Source organism: Roseburia sp. OF03-24 (genome assembly GCF_003463035.1).
GTDB classification, from domain to species: Bacteria; Bacillota; Clostridia; order Lachnospirales; family Lachnospiraceae; genus Roseburia; species Roseburia rectibacter.
Map to the genome: position 1 here is coordinate 15,551 of NZ_QSCK01000028.1, position 16,474 is coordinate 32,024.

Sequence of the window (16,474 nt, forward strand, 5' to 3'; positions counted from 1 at the left end):
ACTTTCGTACATTAAAAAATTAATGTATGAAATCAACGGAAACAGTTGTCTTTTTACCGGTTTTTGTTAAAATATTAGTAGAGTTACCTGGGATAAAGCAATAGCACCTGTGTTATTGATGTACACATGAGGAAAAGGTTATGAAAAATAATAAATGGTATGTGATCAGCACGTTTGTACTTGGATGTATAGTGATAAATTTTGCCGGCAGGATTTTGTCTGACAGGCTGCAGCTGCCGTTGTGGCTTGATTCTTTTGGAACAGTAACGGCGGCGTATGTGCTGGGACCTTTCTGTGCAGCTATGGTCGGGATGACGGTAAATCTTACCTATGGGATTTTATATTCCTGGACAAATATGTTTTACGCAGTGGTCAGTGCCATGGTCGGCATAACGACCGGCATATGTGTGAAAAAAGGATTTTTAAAAAATCTTTATGGAGTACTTTCAACAAGTTTTTTAATAGCGGTTTTATCGGTGACACTTTCTGTCCCGCTTAATTATCTGTATTGTGATGGTTCTACGCAGAATATCTGGGGAGACGGTGTTATTGAGTCTATGGAAAAAGTTGGATTCAACAGCTTTTTCAGTCACTGTATGGGACAGTTTTATCTTGATTTTCTTGATAAGGTTATAACGATCGTCTTAGTATTTTCTCTTATAAAATTGGTTCAGAAAAAAATTGTATCTAAAAGACAGCATACTTTGCTCATGATGTTTCTTTGTATATTGGTGCTTGGCATGATCCGGGGAGAGACAGTAACGGCAAAAACAGTTACAGAACAGGAAGATTACAGTAGTTATCTTCAGACTGTTTATGGCAGGGAAAATGGAATACCGGGTGGATGTGCCAATGATATTGTGCAGACGAAGGATGGCGTTTTATGGATTGGAACATATGGCGGGCTGTACCGGTATAATGGCACAAAATTTCAATGGATCAATGAATATGAATCGATAAAAACCGTGAACTGCCTGTATACGGATGAGGAAGGCAGACTGTGGGTTGGAACGAATGACAGCGGACTTTCCATCTTTATCAATGATACGGTTGCAAATGTTATTACTGAAAAACAGGGACTTGCATCGGATTCGGTGCGCTGTATTACACAGTGCGCAGATGGAAATTATTATGTTGGAACAGCCGGGGCACTTTCCATTGTCACATTAGCAGGTGGGTTAAATGTGAAAAAGACGATGGAAGATATTGTGTATGTAAAAAGTATGGATGCAGATGCAAATGGAACAGTTGCAGCGGTAACCGATGATGGAAAACTGTATTTTATCAGGCAGGGAAAGATCATGGATATTGTGGAGCCATCCGAGGGAGCTGATTTTTCCTGCTGTAAGTTTGATGAAAACGGGCTTTTGTATGCCGGAACTTCACAGAATGAGATACTTTGCTATGGCTGTGATACGGGAGAGTGGAAATACAGGGAAACGAAAGGCTGTGAAGAATTATCAAATATAAAGTCGCTGTATTTTTTAGATAACGGAGCCATGTTTGTCTGTGCCGATAACGGAGTGGGATATTTTGTGGAACGGACAGATTTTAAAATGATAAATACAGATACATTTAACAGTTCGATTGATCATATGCTGATGGATTATCAGGGAAATCTCTGGTTTACATCATCAAGGCTTGGCGTTCTTCGTTTATGTAAGTCAGTATTTACATTGTTACAGACAGGAGCTATACAGGAAAATCAGGTTGTTAATTCAGTTACGAAATGGCAGAACAGGTTTTATATAGGAACGGACAGCGGATTAGAGGTAATGGATGAAGAAACCGGAGAAGAATATACGGATGATATTACGGAAACCTTAGCTGGCACAAGAATACGATGTCTTCGGACAGACAGCTGTGGAAACTTGTGGATCTGCACAACGGGAAAGGGCATTTATGAGATTACAGCAAAAGGAGAGACTTTTGTCTATGACAATGCCAGTGGGGCAAATGGTAATAAATACCGTACCGTCGAAGAACTAAAAAACGGAACGATACTTGCGGCAGGAGATGCGGGACTTACGTTTATCCGGGACGGGGAGATTACAAAAGTGACCGGTGAATCAGATGGACTTACGATACCGAAGATTCTTTGTGTATTAGAACAGGAAGACGGAACCATATTTGCCGGCACGGATGGAAATGGAATCGCGGTGATAAAAAATGGAAAAGTGAATGATGTTTACAACAAAGAGGATGGATTAAGCTCAGAGGTGATCCTCCGTATGGTGAAAAATGAGGATGGAGGTGTATTTATTGTAACAAGTAATGGAATCTGTTACATGGATACGGAAGGAAAAATCAGGAGTCTTGATAAATTTCCTTATTATAATAATTATGATATTGTGGAGGGAATCGACCATACTTTGTTTATACCAGGGTCAGAGGGGATCTATGTTGTGGATAAAGAGGAGCTTTTGTCCGGGAGGAAATTAGAGTATAAACTGTTAAACAGTGATGCCGGGATTAACCGGGCGCTGACACCAAATGCATGGAATTATGTAGATGAAGATATGAATTTCTATTTTTCCACAGATACGGGAGTGATTTGTATGAATCTTAAAAATTATGAGGTTTCTGTCCGTTCCTACCGTATGCAGATGAAATCCGTAAAAATAGATGATGTATCGCATTTTGTCAGACGTGGAGAGGTGATCTATCTGGAAAGGGGAGCAGAAAAGCTTGAGATATTTCCGGAAATTATCAATTATTCCGTGAATCTCCCTTATGTAAGTGTTTACTTAGAGGGGTATGACAGTGAGCCGCAGGTGATGTCCCAAAGTGAGATGTCCAGTGTGATTTATACAAATCTTCCGGTAGGAACCTATAAGTTTCATATTGCGGTGCTGGATCATAAGGGACAGAAGCCGGTAGTGGAAAGTGTGTATACCATTGAAAAAAAGGCAGAGATCTACGATCACTGGTGGTTTGTGGTTTATATAGTGGCAGTGTTTGCGTTAGCAGTAGCTTATCTGACCTGGATGATTTTTCATACACAGGTGCAGAGAGTGATCAATCTTCAGAAAAAGGAGATTGAACTGGTAAAAAAGAAGCTGGAAATGGGGAATGAGACGGTACTTACGATTGCTAAGACGGTAGACGCTAAAGATGTAAGGACGAGTCAGCATTCTGAGCGTGTGGCAGAATATTCCGTACTGATCGCAAAAGAACTTGGGTTTGATGAGAAAAGCTGTGAGGATCTGAAAAGGGCAGCGCTTTTACATGATATCGGAAAAATCGGTATTCCCGATCGGATTTTAAATAAGCCGGGAAAATTAACGGACGAGGAATATGGAATTATGAAATCGCATGTGACAAAAGGTGCGGAAATCTTAAAAAGTTTCACGATCGTAGACCATGTGGAAGAGGGTGCCTTATATCATCATGAAAGATATGATGGAAAAGGATATGTGCACGGGTTAAAAGGAGAAGAAATCCCGATCAATGCCAGAATTATCGGAATTGCAGATACATTTGATGCAATGACGGTGAATCGCGTTTACCGGAAACAGTTGGATATGACCTATGTGATACAGGAACTGAAAAATGGAAGGGGAACGCAGTTTGATCCAGGACTTGTCGATGTTATGTTAGGACTGATTGACAATGGAAAGATTGACATATACAGTCTGTACAAAGAACATACACATACAGTTCATAGCAGGGAAAAAGAGGAGGAGTAAGGTGAAAAAAGTATATCTTGTGACATTGTGCACCTGTCTGGTTGTGATTGCTCTTGTGTCGGCATCTGTATACTTTCTGAGAGACGAAGAAAAAGAGATCACTGTTGGTTTTGTGTATGTGGGAGATGCGAGTACCGCATATACCAGCAATTTTATTGATGCGCAGGAGGCAATCCAGACAAAATACGGGGATCAGGTAAAAGTCATTGCACTCAATAATGTTGCGGAGGGAACGGAAAGGGAGTACTTACAGCAGCTTGTGGATGCCGGATGTGACCTGATTTTTACGACCAGTTATAATTATGGAACCGTTACGAAGGAGTTTGCAGAAAAATATCCCGGGATCGAGTTTTGTATGGCAACATGTGCGAATGCAAATGAAGAGCCCCTCTTAAAAAATTATCATACATTCATGGGGAAAATTTATCAGGGAAGGTATACGGCGGGAGTGGCAGCCGGGATGAAAATGAAAGAACTGATCAAAGAAGGCGTGATCACAGAGCAGCAGGCAAAGATCGGATATGTTGCAGCCTATCCTTATGCGGAGGTGATCTCCGGATATACGGCATTTTTGCTCGGAGTGAGATCGGTTGTACCGGATGCGGTGATGACAGTGCGTTATACCAATAAATGGAATGATTACCGGACGGAAAAACAGTATGCCAAAGACCTGATCGATGAGGGCTGTGTGATCATATCACAGCATTCGGATACTGCAGGTCCCGCTACCGCATGTGAGGAAACTGCTGCGGGGACTCCGGTTTATCTGGTAAGTTATAACCAGAGTATGGAAGATGTGGCACCGACCACTTATCTTACCGGGTGCAAGATCAACTGGGAACCCTATATGATGGGAGCTGTGGATGCAGTTTTAAACGACCGTGTGATTGAGAAAAGTATCAAAGGAACTGTCAATGGAAATGATATTGGTGCCGGTTTTGAAGAAGACTGGGTGCAGATGTTAGAGTTAAATGAAATCACGGCTGCGGATGGCACAGCGGAAAAAATGCAGGAAGTGATCCGGCAGTTTAAGCAGGGGAAACTGGATGTGTTCCGGGGAGATTATGTCGGGGCAGATCCGGATGATCCGGACGATACCTATGATCTGAATCAGGGATATACGGAGAATGAGTTTGCGTCTGCACCTTCGTTTCATTATGTGCTGAAAGATGTGATCCGGATAGGAGAATAGGGGATTGTGAAGGAAAAAGTCCTGCGGATGCAGAGCATATCGTATTCGCAGGACAGTTTATATTTTTTTTATAAAATAATTAGCACTCACCTCTTGACAGTGCTAACAATCAGGTGTATAACACAAATTGTAAACAGAAAAATAGAAATAAAAGAAATAAGTAAGAAAACTCATGATGGTTCTCCATCATTTGATATAGATGTCCAGTTTGGACCACAATTGAATAAGAGGGAGGAAGATATATGAACATTCAGAAATTTACACAGAAGTCCGTAGAAGCGATCAATGATTGTGAAAAACTTGCATATGAATATGGCAATCAGGAAATCGAGCAGGAACATCTGCTTGTTGCATTGCTGCAGCAGGAAGACGGACTGATTTTAAAATTGATAGAAAAAATGGATATCCAGAAAGAGCATTTCCTGGATAACGCCAAAAAACATCTCGCAGCAAGGGTAAAGGTATCCGGCGGTCAGGTCTATGTCGGACAGGACTTAAATAAAGTGCTGATCCATGCAGAGGACGAGGCAAAGCAGATGGGAGACGAATATGTTTCCGTAGAGCATTTATTCCTTGCACTGTTAAAATATCCGAACAAGGCGATGAAGGAGATCTTCAAAGAGTATGGGATCACGAGAGACCGGTTTTTACAGGCACTCTCAACCGTGCGCGGCAACCAGCGTGTTGTTTCGGACAATCCGGAAGCTACTTATGATACTCTTGAAAAATACGGTTACGATATGGTAGCGCGTGCAAAAGAGCAGAAACTTGATCCGGTCATCGGACGTGATGATGAGATCCGTAATGTAGTCCGCATCCTTTCCCGTAAGACGAAAAATAACCCGGTACTGATCGGTGAGCCTGGTGTAGGTAAGACCGCAGTCGTAGAGGGGCTTGCACAGCGTATCGTAAAAGGGGATGTGCCGGAAGGCTTAAAAGACAAAAAGTTATTTGCACTGGATATGGGTGCCCTGGTCGCAGGTGCGAAGTATCGTGGTGAATTTGAGGAGCGTTTGAAAGCGGTTCTTGATGATATCAAAAATTCTGACGGACAGATCATCCTGTTTATCGATGAGCTGCACACGATCGTCGGAGCCGGAAAAACGGACGGCGCAATGGATGCCGGACAGCTGTTAAAACCTATGCTTGCGCGTGGTGAACTGCATTGTATCGGTGCAACGACACTCGATGAGTACCGTGAATATATTGAAAAAGATGCAGCGTTAGAGCGAAGATTCCAGCCGGTCATGGTGGATGAACCGACGGTTGAGGATACGATCTCTATTCTGCGTGGTTTAAAAGAGCGCTACGAAGTGTTCCACGGTGTAAAGATCACAGACTCTGCGTTAGTATCGGCAGCAGTGCTCTCAAACCGTTATATTTCCGACCGTTTCCTGCCGGATAAAGCGATCGACCTTGTGGATGAGGCATGTGCCCTGATCAAGACAGAACTTGATTCCATGCCGACAGAACTTGATGAATTAAACCGTCGTGTCATGCAGCTTGAGATTGAGGAAACCGCATTAAAGAAAGAAACAGACAGGTTAAGTCAGGAGCGTCTCGCTGACCTGCAGAAAGAATTGGCAGAACTGCGCGATACGTTTAATACGAAAAAAGCGCAGTGGGAAAATGAAAAGAAATCGGTAGAAAAAGTCCAGAAACTGCGTGAGGAGATCGAGACAGTCAAAAATGAGATCAAGACCGCACAGCAGAATTATGATCTGGAAAAAGCAGCAGAATTGCAGTATGGCAAATTACCGCAGTTAGAAAAACAGTTGGAAGCCGAAGAAGAGGAAGTAAAAAACCGTGATCTTTCACTGGTACATGAAAATGTCAGCGAGGAGGAGATTGCACGTATTATTTCCCGCTGGACCGGTATCCCGGTTGCAAAACTGACGGAGAGTGAGAGAAACAAGACACTTCATCTCGATGAGGAACTGCACAAACGTGTCATCGGACAGGACGAGGGTGTCACAAAGGTTACAGAAGCAATCATCCGTTCCAAAGCAGGAATCAAAGATCCGACAAAGCCGATCGGTTCGTTCCTGTTCTTAGGACCTACCGGTGTTGGTAAGACGGAGCTCGCGAAGGCACTTGCGGCAAGTCTGTTTGACGATGAATCTAACATGGTGCGTCTTGATATGAGTGAGTATATGGAGAAATATTCTGTCTCCCGTTTAATCGGAGCGCCTCCAGGATATGTCGGATACGATGAGGGCGGTCAGCTCACCGAGGCAGTCCGCAGAAAACCATATTCCGTCGTACTGTTTGATGAGGTGGAAAAAGCACATCCGGATGTATTCAATGTGTTGTTACAGGTACTTGATGACGGACGTATCACTGATTCGCAGGGCAGGACTGTGGACTTTAAAAACACGATCATTATTATGACGTCAAACCTTGGTTCGGCGCATCTGCTCGAAGGAATTGATGATAACGGAGATATCAATCCGGAGTGTGAAGAAGCAGTCATGAACGAACTGAGAGGACACTTCCGTCCGGAATTTTTGAATCGTCTTGATGAGATCATCATGTTCAAGCCACTCACAAAAGGCAATATCGGAAACATCATCAATCTTCTGATCACAGATCTCAACAAACGTCTTTCTGACCGTGAGATCACTGTGGAGCTGACAGATGCAGCAAAGCAGTATATCGTGGACAACGGATACGATCCGGTTTACGGTGCAAGACCGTTAAAGCGTTTCTTACAGAAACATGTGGAGACACTTTCTGCAAAACTGATTCTTGCAGATGAGGTAAGGGAAGGCGATACGATCCTGATTGACGTGGAAGGAGACCATCTGACTGCGCGCGTAAAGTGACAGATTGTGGATGGTAGCGAGAGAATCAGACAATGTGCCTGAAGAGATAATTGCATAGATACAAAATAGAAAAAGAAGGACTTTATCCCCAAAACGGATAGAGTCCTTTTTTCAATATTTGTATTTTGAAGATGAAGGAACATGATGAGGAAGAAATCTGAAAAAATTTGTTTATTTGCTGTGTACTTTGCGCAGCAAAAGCGGTAACTCCACGATCAGCATGGCGATCCAGCCTGCAAGATAGGAATACGGTAGCGCCTCAATGCCAAGATGCATTTTAAAGACGAGAGGTGCGGCGGCAAGCACGCGGATTCCCATATTTACAAAACTGCTGATAAGTGTGATCTTTAAATCTCCGATGCCACGGAAATATCCCTGAATACCGTTTGTGACAGCCGGCAGGACATACATCAGGGAAATCAGGTGAAGGTAAATAACGCCGTGACCGATGACTTCCTCATCTTTGATAAAGCAGAGCATAAATTCTCTTGCAAATAAAAAGCAGAGTGCAAATACAATAAGCCCGTATATAATTTCAAGAATCATACCGCAGCGGAATCCTTCCCGCATGCGGTCTTTTTTTCCGGCACCTTTATTCTGTGCCATCAGGGCAGTCATGGCATGCGCAATATTCTGTTCCGGTGTGTAGGCAAAGTCGTCAATTCTGTTTACGATCGCAAATGCGGCTGCAACCGAAACACCCATGGTGTTAACGATTGCCTGGATGCCGAGTTTTCCAAGCTGTACAGTTGCCTGCTGTAATGCGGATGTCCAGCCATAGGCGATCGTGCGCATTAAGAGCGAGCGGTCAAATACCAGCCATTTTTTTCCGAGTCTTAATAAGGGCACTTTTTTCTGGATATAGATGACACAGAAAACGCAGCATAAGGCTTCGCTCAGCACGGTAGATACCGCGCAGCCGTTGCTGCCGGCTTTCAACACGACAACAAAAAACAGATCCCCTAAAATATTTAAAACGGCACTGATCATCAGAAAATAAAGCGGGGTATTGCTGTCACCGAGTGCACGCAGTGTGCTCGAAAAAAAGTTGTACAGAAAAGTAAAGACCAATCCTAAAAAGATGATCTGTAAGTATTCTGTTGTGAGGGATAAAATACCTGCATCCGCCTGCATTAAGATCAGGATCGGTCTTGCAAACAGGATACATGCTGTGGATAAGATCAACGAAAAAATAACGCCGGAGAGCATGGTGGTACTGATCTGGCGGTGCAGCGTGTCGTAATCTTTTGCCCCATACTGCATTCCCATTAAAATGCTGGCACCCATGCACAGTCCGTTTAAAAACAGGATCATCAGAGTGGAAATCGGATTGCAGATGCCGACAGCGGCAAGTGCTTCTTTTCCGACAAAATGCCCGACAATGATACTGTCTACGGCATTGTAGGTAAGCTGGAACAGGTTGCCGAGCACGAGCGGGATCGTAAAGCGGATCAGGATCGGCATGATTTTTCCGGTGGTAAGATCTTTGGTCATAGTGGTAAAAGTCCTTTTATTTGTAAGATAAATTAGTTCAAAAAATATTTCAACTCTTCTGCGCGGGCTTCATAATCTGCAACTCCGAGATCATAAAGATCCTGTTCTAAGGCAGCATCCTTGGAGAAAGTGCTAAGCGGCATATGGCGGCTTGGCGCAAAGATAAAAACATAGCCTTCTTTTTCTAGCCGGCAGGCAAGGTCGATGGATGCCTGATAATTAATATGCCGGTTGTCGATGCTTTGGATTGTTTTCGGATATTTATGCAGCATATGTTTATACAGCGGGCGGTGTGCCTCTGGTTTTTTTACGAAGTCCCTTGGATTTGAGAGGATAACGACCATTTTGGTACAGCCTTGTTCGATCGCATGGTGCAGCGGAATCGAATCGGCAACACCGCCGTCATAATAAAAATGTTCCCCTACTTTTACAGGACGGCAGAAACCGGGAAGAGCGCAGGTTGCCATAACCGTGCGGTAATCGTCGCGGATAATGTCATATTTGGAAAAATAAGCTGCACGCCCGGTTGCTGCATCGGTTGCAGTCATATAAAATTCAGCCGGATTTTCCATGACGGCAGAGTAATCAAGCGGATCTGCCCCATCGGAATTTGTCAGTGTCCCGTAAATATACTGCAGACCGAATAAGTTTCCAGTATGTACTAAACTTCGTACGCTTAAGTAGCGCGGATCACTTAGATGTTCCGTATAAAAACGGAGATTACGTCCCCGCTGCCCTGCAAGATAAGACAGCGTATTTGCAGCACCCGCAGATACGCCGATGCAGTAGGAAAATGTGATATCATCGTCTAAAAATTTATCCAGAATGCCGGCACTGTATGCGCATTTCATACCACCGCCTTCTACTACAAGTCCTGTTTTCATAGTGTTCCTTTCTTTGTATTTTGATAGGTGTCAAAATGAGCTTATGGACATTATACTTTATTTACTACAAATCGTTCAATACCAATATAAACAGATTTGCCGGTGTTTTTGTTTCGCCGGATGGAAGTATGGAAAGAAAGGCTTGTCTGCTGTAAAATTCAACCGCAGTTTTTGCAGTACATGAATTTTATTGACAATTTACCAAAACGTTGTTGATTTTTAAAATAGAGGATGATAATATAAATTTACCAAAACGTTTTGGTAACTGGACGCATGAACATAGACAAGAGAGAAAACACACAGGATGATATCGGAAAACTAAGAGCGAGAGAAAGTATGGAGGTGTAGAAATGTCATTAAAAGGACTTATTTTTGATCTGGACGGGGTGATCGTGTTTACAGATCAGTATCATTATAAAGCATGGAAACAGATGGCTGATGAGAAAGGTATTTATTTCGATCAGGAGATCAATAACCGGCTGCGCGGAGTGAGCCGTATGGATAGCCTGGAAATTATTCTGGAAAGATATGAGGGACATCCGTTAAGCGATGAGGAGAAACAGAAGATGGCGGAAGAGAAGAATGATATTCGGATGGAACAAATATTAAAAAATCCAAACCAGATCCGGAAGTTTTCTTAAAAGCAGCAGAGTTTCTTGGCTTGAAGCCGGAAGAGTGCGGTGTTGTGGAAGATGCATATGCGGGAATTGATGCAGCAGTTTCCGGTCATATGACAGCAATTGCGATCGGCGATGCGGCAGGTTATGACAAAGCAGATTATAAGCTGTCTACATTTAAAGATTTACTGGACATTGCAAAATAAGAATTACAAGTAATATAAACAGGAAAAATATGGATGGAATTGCTTGCTTTGCAGTTGGAATATCATGATAAAATGTGATAAGATGGTTACAAATCACTGAAAAATGTAATGCAATGGGGGAGCATATGGCGAAAGACAGAAAGTTATATCTGAATGAAAGAACGACGATACGTGATGTCGCACAGGAGGCAGGAGTATCACTGACTACGGTATCCCATGCACTGAACGGCTATAAAGATGTGAGTGAAAAGACCAGACAGAAAGTCATGGAGGTGGCAAGACGACTGGATTATATACCGGATGAGGCTGGCCGTTCACTAAGAGGCATACAGAAGAAGACAATTGCACTGCTGCTTGCCGGGGAATTGCCGGAAGAAGATCCGAGCGGTATTATGTTTGGACTTACGAGTGGAATTTATAAGATTGCCCAGAAAATGGAGTATGAATTTACGATTCTTACAATGCCGACAAACAAGCAGATAAAAATCAGTTTTGGGCAGATCTGCAAGAAAAAGAAACTGGCTGGAATCATAGTTGACGGGCTTGCTATGGATATGCCGTACTATGAGCAGATTAAAAACAGTGAGATTCCATGCGTCCTTGTGGATGTTGCGCTGGAAAGCGACCATGTATGTGAGGTTTCCGTTGATAATGAGAAAGCATCTTTTGAAGAAGTAGAACATCTTATTGAGAATGGATGCCGTAATATTGCAATGCTTTCCGGTAAGAAGATGGCGCAGGTGTCAGAACGCAGAGAGTGTGGATACAGGCGTGCATTAGAGAAACATGGACTCCATATCCGGGAAGAATGGATCGAGGACTGTCTGTTTGAGCAGAAAATAGCAGTTCAAAAGTCAATAGAATTAAAAAAAAGCTATCCGGAGATTGATGCTTTTTTTTGTGTGAGTGACAGCATTGCGATTGGAGCAATTGAAGGCATGGGACAGCTTGGAGTACGGGTGCCGGATGATGTAGCAATAGCAGGGTTTGATGATTATACGGTTTCACAGTATATTCACGGAGGGATTACATCGATTAAGCAGTATCCTTACAAAATGGGCGTAGCGTGTGCGAATACGGTCATCAGCATGATTGAAGGAAACCGTGTACCAGACTGGATACCAATGGAATACAAACTTATGAAACGCGCATCAACAAAGAAATGAGCTTGTGAAAATTATATAAAAGTAAACAATAAAATTCGTGAAACATGATGAAAAAACAAAAAAATGCACAAAAGACTTGAAAACCAAAACGTTTTAGTTTTTTACTTTATACTAATATTTCAAACAGTTTTTTCTTAAAGAAGATTTTTCAAAATGTAAAAATACGAAAGGATGTGTAATAGACGATGAAACAGCAGTTCATATGTGAAAGAAGACCAAAAGCAGATCCGCGGAATATTGTTCTTGGAAAAAATTACCGTATTACATTTCTGACGGACAGGCTGGTCAGATTTGAATATAATGAATCCGGTGCATTTGTGGATGAGGCTTCGCAGGTAATATGGTACAGGGATTTAGAAGAGGTTCCTTTTGAGATAAAGCAGAAAAATAACTTTCTGGAGATCCAGACAAAAAGCATACGGATACGCTATGATGAGAGAGCATTTGATGAGAGCATCCTGAGTGTGAAGCTGAAAAAACCGGACAATGGATGTGATCTGGAATGGTATTATGGCAGAAAAGAGGATCGTAATCTTTTCGGAACTGCCCGTACGCTCGATGAAGCAGACGGCAGGATCAGACTGGAAAAAGGAATTCTTTCCAGGGATGGATTTGCAGTATTAGATGATTCAAAAACGATTTTACTTACCGAGGATGGCTGGATCAAAGAGAGAAAACAGGGAGGAGAGGATTTCTATCTGTTTGCCTATGGTCATGATTACCGGGGCGCGGTAAAAGATTTTTTTAGGGTTACCGGCCGTGTCCCAATGCTTCCAAAATATGCACTTGGAAACTGGTGGAGCAGATATTACGAGTATTCACAGGATGAGTATCAGAGACTGATGGATCGTTTCTTAGCGGAAAAAATCCCGTTTTCGGTGGCAGTCATTGACATGGACTGGCATATCACAGATATTGACAAGAAGTATGGTTCCGGCTGGACCGGTTATACATGGAACAGGGATCTGTTTCCGGATCCGGGGAGTTTTATGGATAATCTGCATGACAGGGGAATGAAAGTGACTTTAAATGTGCATCCGGCACTCGGTATCCGGGAATGCGAAAGTATGTATAAAGAAATGGCAGAGGCAATGGGAATGGATCCGGCAGCCGGAGAACCGGTTGAATTCGATATTACAGATCCGGAGTTTCTGGAAAATTATTTTGAGATCGTACATCATCCGCTTGAGGAAGAGGGGGTTGATTTCTGGTGGCTGGACTGGCAGCAGGGTGGACATACGGCAGTGAAAGAGTTAGATCCGCTTTGGATGCTGAATCATTACCATTATCTTGACAGTGGACGGGATGGAAAAAGAAAAATGACATTTTCACGTTATGCAGGTCCTGGTTCTCACAGATATCCGGTAGGTTTTTCCGGGGATACAGTTGTAACGTGGGAGTCTCTTGATTTCCAGCCTTATTTTACAGCAACGGCATCAAATATTGGATATGGATGGTGGAGTCATGATATAGGCGGACATATGCTTGGAATCCGGTCAGATGTTATGGAGGCACGCTGGTATGAGTTAGGGACATTTTCCCCGATCAACAGGCTGCACAGTACAAAAATGTCGTTCAGTGGAAAAGAACCATGGAATTTCAGACCGGAAGTAGAACATGCGATGGGAGAAGCCCTGCGCTTAAGGCACCAGTTACTGCCTTATCTTTACACTATGAACTATCTGGCATACAAAGAATACCGCCCGGTCATTGCACCAATGTATTACGATTATCCGGAAAAGGAACAGGCATATCCGGTTCAGGATCATTCTTTTGTTGAGGGAGTAAGCAACAACCAGTATCTTTTTGGAACAGATATGATTGTTGCACCGATTACAAGTGACCAGATAGCGAGTTTAAATCAGGGAAAAGTAAAAGCGTGGATACCGGAAGGCTGTTACCACGATTTCTTTACCGGATTGATCTATAAAGGTGAGAAAGTAATGTGGATGTTCCGCGGCATTAACAGTATTCCGGTGCTTGTAAAAGCAGGGGGCATCATTCCGATGCAGAAAGAGCTGTTCGGAAAAGATTTTCTGAAAAATCCGGAAGAACTTATCATAAGAGTCTATGGCGGAGCGGATGGCAATTATACACATTATGAGGATGACGGTGAGACCGAGGATTATAAAGATGGCAGGAGCTGTTGCTTTACATCCATGCATTTTGACTGGGAAAGAGGGGCGTTCACAATCGAAGGGGCAGCCGGACAGACAGATCTGATCCCGGAATTCCGGGATTATACAGTGGAACTGTGTGGAGTGAAAGAGGCAGTGCCTAAAGTATACATAAGTGGAAAAGAAATCAAAATAACGTATGAATATCAGTGGAAGAAGGGATGTATCAGAATCCACATTCCGAAAGTGTCAGTGGATGAAAAAGTGGAAATTGTTTTTGAACAGAAACTGACATTAAATGACAACCATACACTGGAGCGTGTGTATGATCTGCTGAATCAGGCACAGGACAGTAATCTTGCAAAAGAGTCTGCATACCGGCTTTTAAGTAGTGGAAAAAATCTGGCAGATATCTTAGGCGAGCTTGAGACGACGAATTTAAAAAAAGAGATCAGACTGGCAGTCATTGAGATCATGACCGCTGATTTATAAGGAGAAAAAAGATGCAGAAAGCATGGTGGAAAGAAGCAGTTGTTTATCAGATTTATCCAAGGAGTTTTATGGATAGTAACGGAGATGGAATCGGAGACCTTCAGGGGATCATAAAAAAATTAGACTATATAAAGAATCTCGGTATCACAGTTATCTGGGTATCCCCGATCTATAAATCTCCAAATAAAGATAACGGATATGATATCAGCGATTATCAGGCTATAATGGATGAGTTCGGGACAATGGAAGATTTTGATGAATTATTAAAAGAAATTCATCAAAGAGGAATGAAACTGGTAATGGATCTGGTTGTCAACCATACATCTGACCAGCATAAATGGTTTCTGGAAAGCAGAAAATCAAAAGATAATAAATACCGCGATTATTATATCTGGAAAGATCCGGTAGATGGTCATGAACCGACAAACTGGGGATCATATTTCAGTGGATCTGCATGGCAGTTTGATGAGACAACCGGACAGTATTATCTGCATCAGTTTGTGCCGGAACAGCCTGATCTTAACTGGGATAATCCTGTGGTAAGAAAAGAAGTTTTTGATATGATGACATGGTGGTGTGAAAAAGGCATTGATGGATTCCGGATGGATGTGATCAGTCTGATCAGTAAGCCGGAAGAATACAAAGATGGTCCGGTAAAAGAAGGGGAAAAATATTCTTTTTGTGGTGCAGTCACAGCCAATGGACCTCATGAACATGAATATCTTCAGGAGATGAACCAAAAAGTATTAAGCAGGTATAACCTTCTGACAGTGGGTGAAACATCATGCGTTACGCTCGAAGAGGCAAAAAAATATGCGCGAAGCGATGGAAAAGAGTTAAGCATGGTATTCCAGTTTGAGCATATGGATGTGGATTCGGATGAACATGGAAAGTGGACAGATAAGAAACTTTATCTTCCGGATCTCAAAGAAGTTTTAAACCGCTGGCAGAAAGGGTTAGAGGAAGTAGCATGGAACAGTCTGTACTGGAACAATCATGACCAGCCAAGGGTTGTTTCGAGATGGGGAAATGATTCCGGGGAATACAGGGAACTTTCAGCAAAGATGCTTGCAACCTGTCTTCACATGATGCAGGGAACACCGTATGTATATCAGGGGGAAGAACTTGGAATGACCAATATGCATTTTTCGGATGTGTCTGAATGTGACGATATAGAAGAAAAAAATATTTATATAGATCTTGTTACCGATACAAAAGTATATACGCATGATCAGATGATGGACATTATCAGTAAGAAAGGACGGGATAATGCAAGGACACCTATGCAGTGGGATGATTCAGAAAATGCAGGATTTACCACGGGAACGCCGTGGTTTGCCGTGAATCCGAATTATAAAACGATCAATGCGGCTGCTCAGGTGGAAGATCCGGATTCCATATACAATTACTACAGGAAACTCATAGAACTGCGCAAAGAGGAAGAAGTGATCGTTTATGGAACGTTCGACGGACTTGAAGATGCAGATGAAAATCTTTACATTTATACAAGATCATCCGAGAATAAAAAAATACTGGTAATCTGCAATTTCACGGAAAAAGAACTGGATGTTCCGGCTTCTATTGCGGATATGGTAAAAGAAAACCGGGGAATTCTGATAGGAAACTATAAAGATATTTCAGAAAAAATCCGTCCGTATGAAGCGGTAGTATACCTGACAAAATAGGATAATTTACGAAAAAAAACGAAAAAAATTAACTGGACGAACTGAAAAGGGAGAGGTATACTAGGCGGGTAACAGGATGATTCTTTGAACAGACAAGGCTATGAAGG

The 16,474-nt window shown here is 42.5% G+C and carries 8 protein-coding genes and 1 pseudogene; 7 read left to right on the forward strand and 2 right to left on the reverse strand.

Annotation, left to right across the window (positions count from 1 at the left end):
- The first annotated feature begins 140 nt into the window (after positions 1-140).
- The 3 genes from DXA60_RS13840 (at position 141) to clpB (ending at position 7,706) form a co-directional block, all read left to right on the forward strand.
- The gene (locus DXA60_RS13840; RefSeq protein WP_117921968.1) at positions 141-3,689 is read left to right on the forward strand and encodes an HD domain-containing phosphohydrolase; all 3,549 of its coding nucleotides are present in this window, start codon (positions 141-143) and stop codon (positions 3,687-3,689) included.
- Position 3,690: 1 nt separating this feature from the next.
- Positions 3,691-4,881 carry a BMP family ABC transporter substrate-binding protein gene (locus DXA60_RS13845; RefSeq protein WP_158570879.1) on the forward strand — a complete coding sequence of 397 codons (1,191 nt, stop codon included), beginning with the start codon at positions 3,691-3,693 and terminating at the stop codon, positions 4,879-4,881.
- 242 nt (positions 4,882-5,123) lie between these two features.
- Positions 5,124-7,706, forward strand: a complete 2,583-nt coding sequence (clpB, locus tag DXA60_RS13855; protein WP_022112541.1) for an ATP-dependent chaperone ClpB — start codon at positions 5,124-5,126, stop codon at positions 7,704-7,706.
- Positions 7,707-7,877: 171 nt separating this feature from the next.
- On the opposite strand, the gene DXA60_RS13860 is transcribed toward clpB, so the two are convergent.
- The gene (locus tag DXA60_RS13860; protein ID WP_117921971.1) at positions 7,878-9,200 is read right to left on the reverse strand and encodes an MATE family efflux transporter; all 1,323 of its coding nucleotides are present in this window, start codon (positions 9,198-9,200) and stop codon (positions 7,878-7,880) included.
- Positions 9,201-9,232: 32 nt separating this feature from the next.
- Complete coding sequence (locus DXA60_RS13865; RefSeq protein ID WP_117921972.1) at positions 9,233-10,084, reverse strand: patatin-like phospholipase family protein; 852 nt, start codon at positions 10,082-10,084, stop codon at positions 9,233-9,235.
- A gap of 350 nt (positions 10,085-10,434) precedes the next feature.
- On the opposite strand from DXA60_RS13865, the pseudogene DXA60_RS19800 reads away from it, so the two are divergent.
- The 4 genes and pseudogenes from DXA60_RS19800 to DXA60_RS13885 all read left to right on the forward strand — a co-directional run bounded on the left by DXA60_RS19800 (position 10,435) and on the right by DXA60_RS13885 (position 16,367).
- Positions 10,435-10,907 (forward strand): annotated as a pseudogene (locus DXA60_RS19800) (HAD-IA family hydrolase).
- A 125-nt stretch (positions 10,908-11,032) separates the two neighbouring features.
- A complete protein-coding gene (locus DXA60_RS13875; protein ID WP_243006893.1) occupies positions 11,033-12,073 on the forward strand; it encodes a LacI family DNA-binding transcriptional regulator in 1,041 nt (346 codons plus the stop codon).
- Positions 12,074-12,258: 185 nt separating this feature from the next.
- Positions 12,259-14,682: a glycoside hydrolase family 31 protein gene (locus tag DXA60_RS13880; RefSeq protein WP_117921974.1), complete on the forward strand. Its 2,424-nt coding sequence runs from the start codon at positions 12,259-12,261 to the stop codon at positions 14,680-14,682.
- 11 nt (positions 14,683-14,693) lie between these two features.
- Positions 14,694-16,367 carry a glycoside hydrolase family 13 protein gene (locus DXA60_RS13885; RefSeq protein WP_117921975.1) on the forward strand — a complete coding sequence of 558 codons (1,674 nt, stop codon included), beginning with the start codon at positions 14,694-14,696 and terminating at the stop codon, positions 16,365-16,367.
- The last annotated feature ends 107 nt before the right edge of the window (positions 16,368-16,474 follow it).

Bases quoted from the DNA above. Each gene is read 5' to 3' on its own strand.
- DXA60_RS13840 (WP_117921968.1), top strand. From the start codon at position 141: ATGAAAAATAATAAATGGTATGTGATCAGCACGTTTGTACTTGGATGT.
- DXA60_RS13860 (WP_117921971.1), bottom strand. From the start codon at position 9,200: ATGACCAAAGATCTTACCACCGGAAAAATCATGCCGATCCTGATCCGC.
- DXA60_RS13885 (WP_117921975.1), top strand. From the start codon at position 14,694: ATGCAGAAAGCATGGTGGAAAGAAGCAGTTGTTTATCAGATTTATCCA.
- DXA60_RS13880 (WP_117921974.1), top strand. From the start codon at position 12,259: ATGAAACAGCAGTTCATATGTGAAAGAAGACCAAAAGCAGATCCGCGG.
- DXA60_RS13875 (WP_243006893.1), top strand. From the start codon at position 11,033: ATGGCGAAAGACAGAAAGTTATATCTGAATGAAAGAACGACGATACGT.
- DXA60_RS13865 (WP_117921972.1), bottom strand. From the start codon at position 10,084: ATGAAAACAGGACTTGTAGTAGAAGGCGGTGGTATGAAATGCGCATAC.
- clpB (WP_022112541.1), top strand. From the start codon at position 5,124: ATGAACATTCAGAAATTTACACAGAAGTCCGTAGAAGCGATCAATGAT.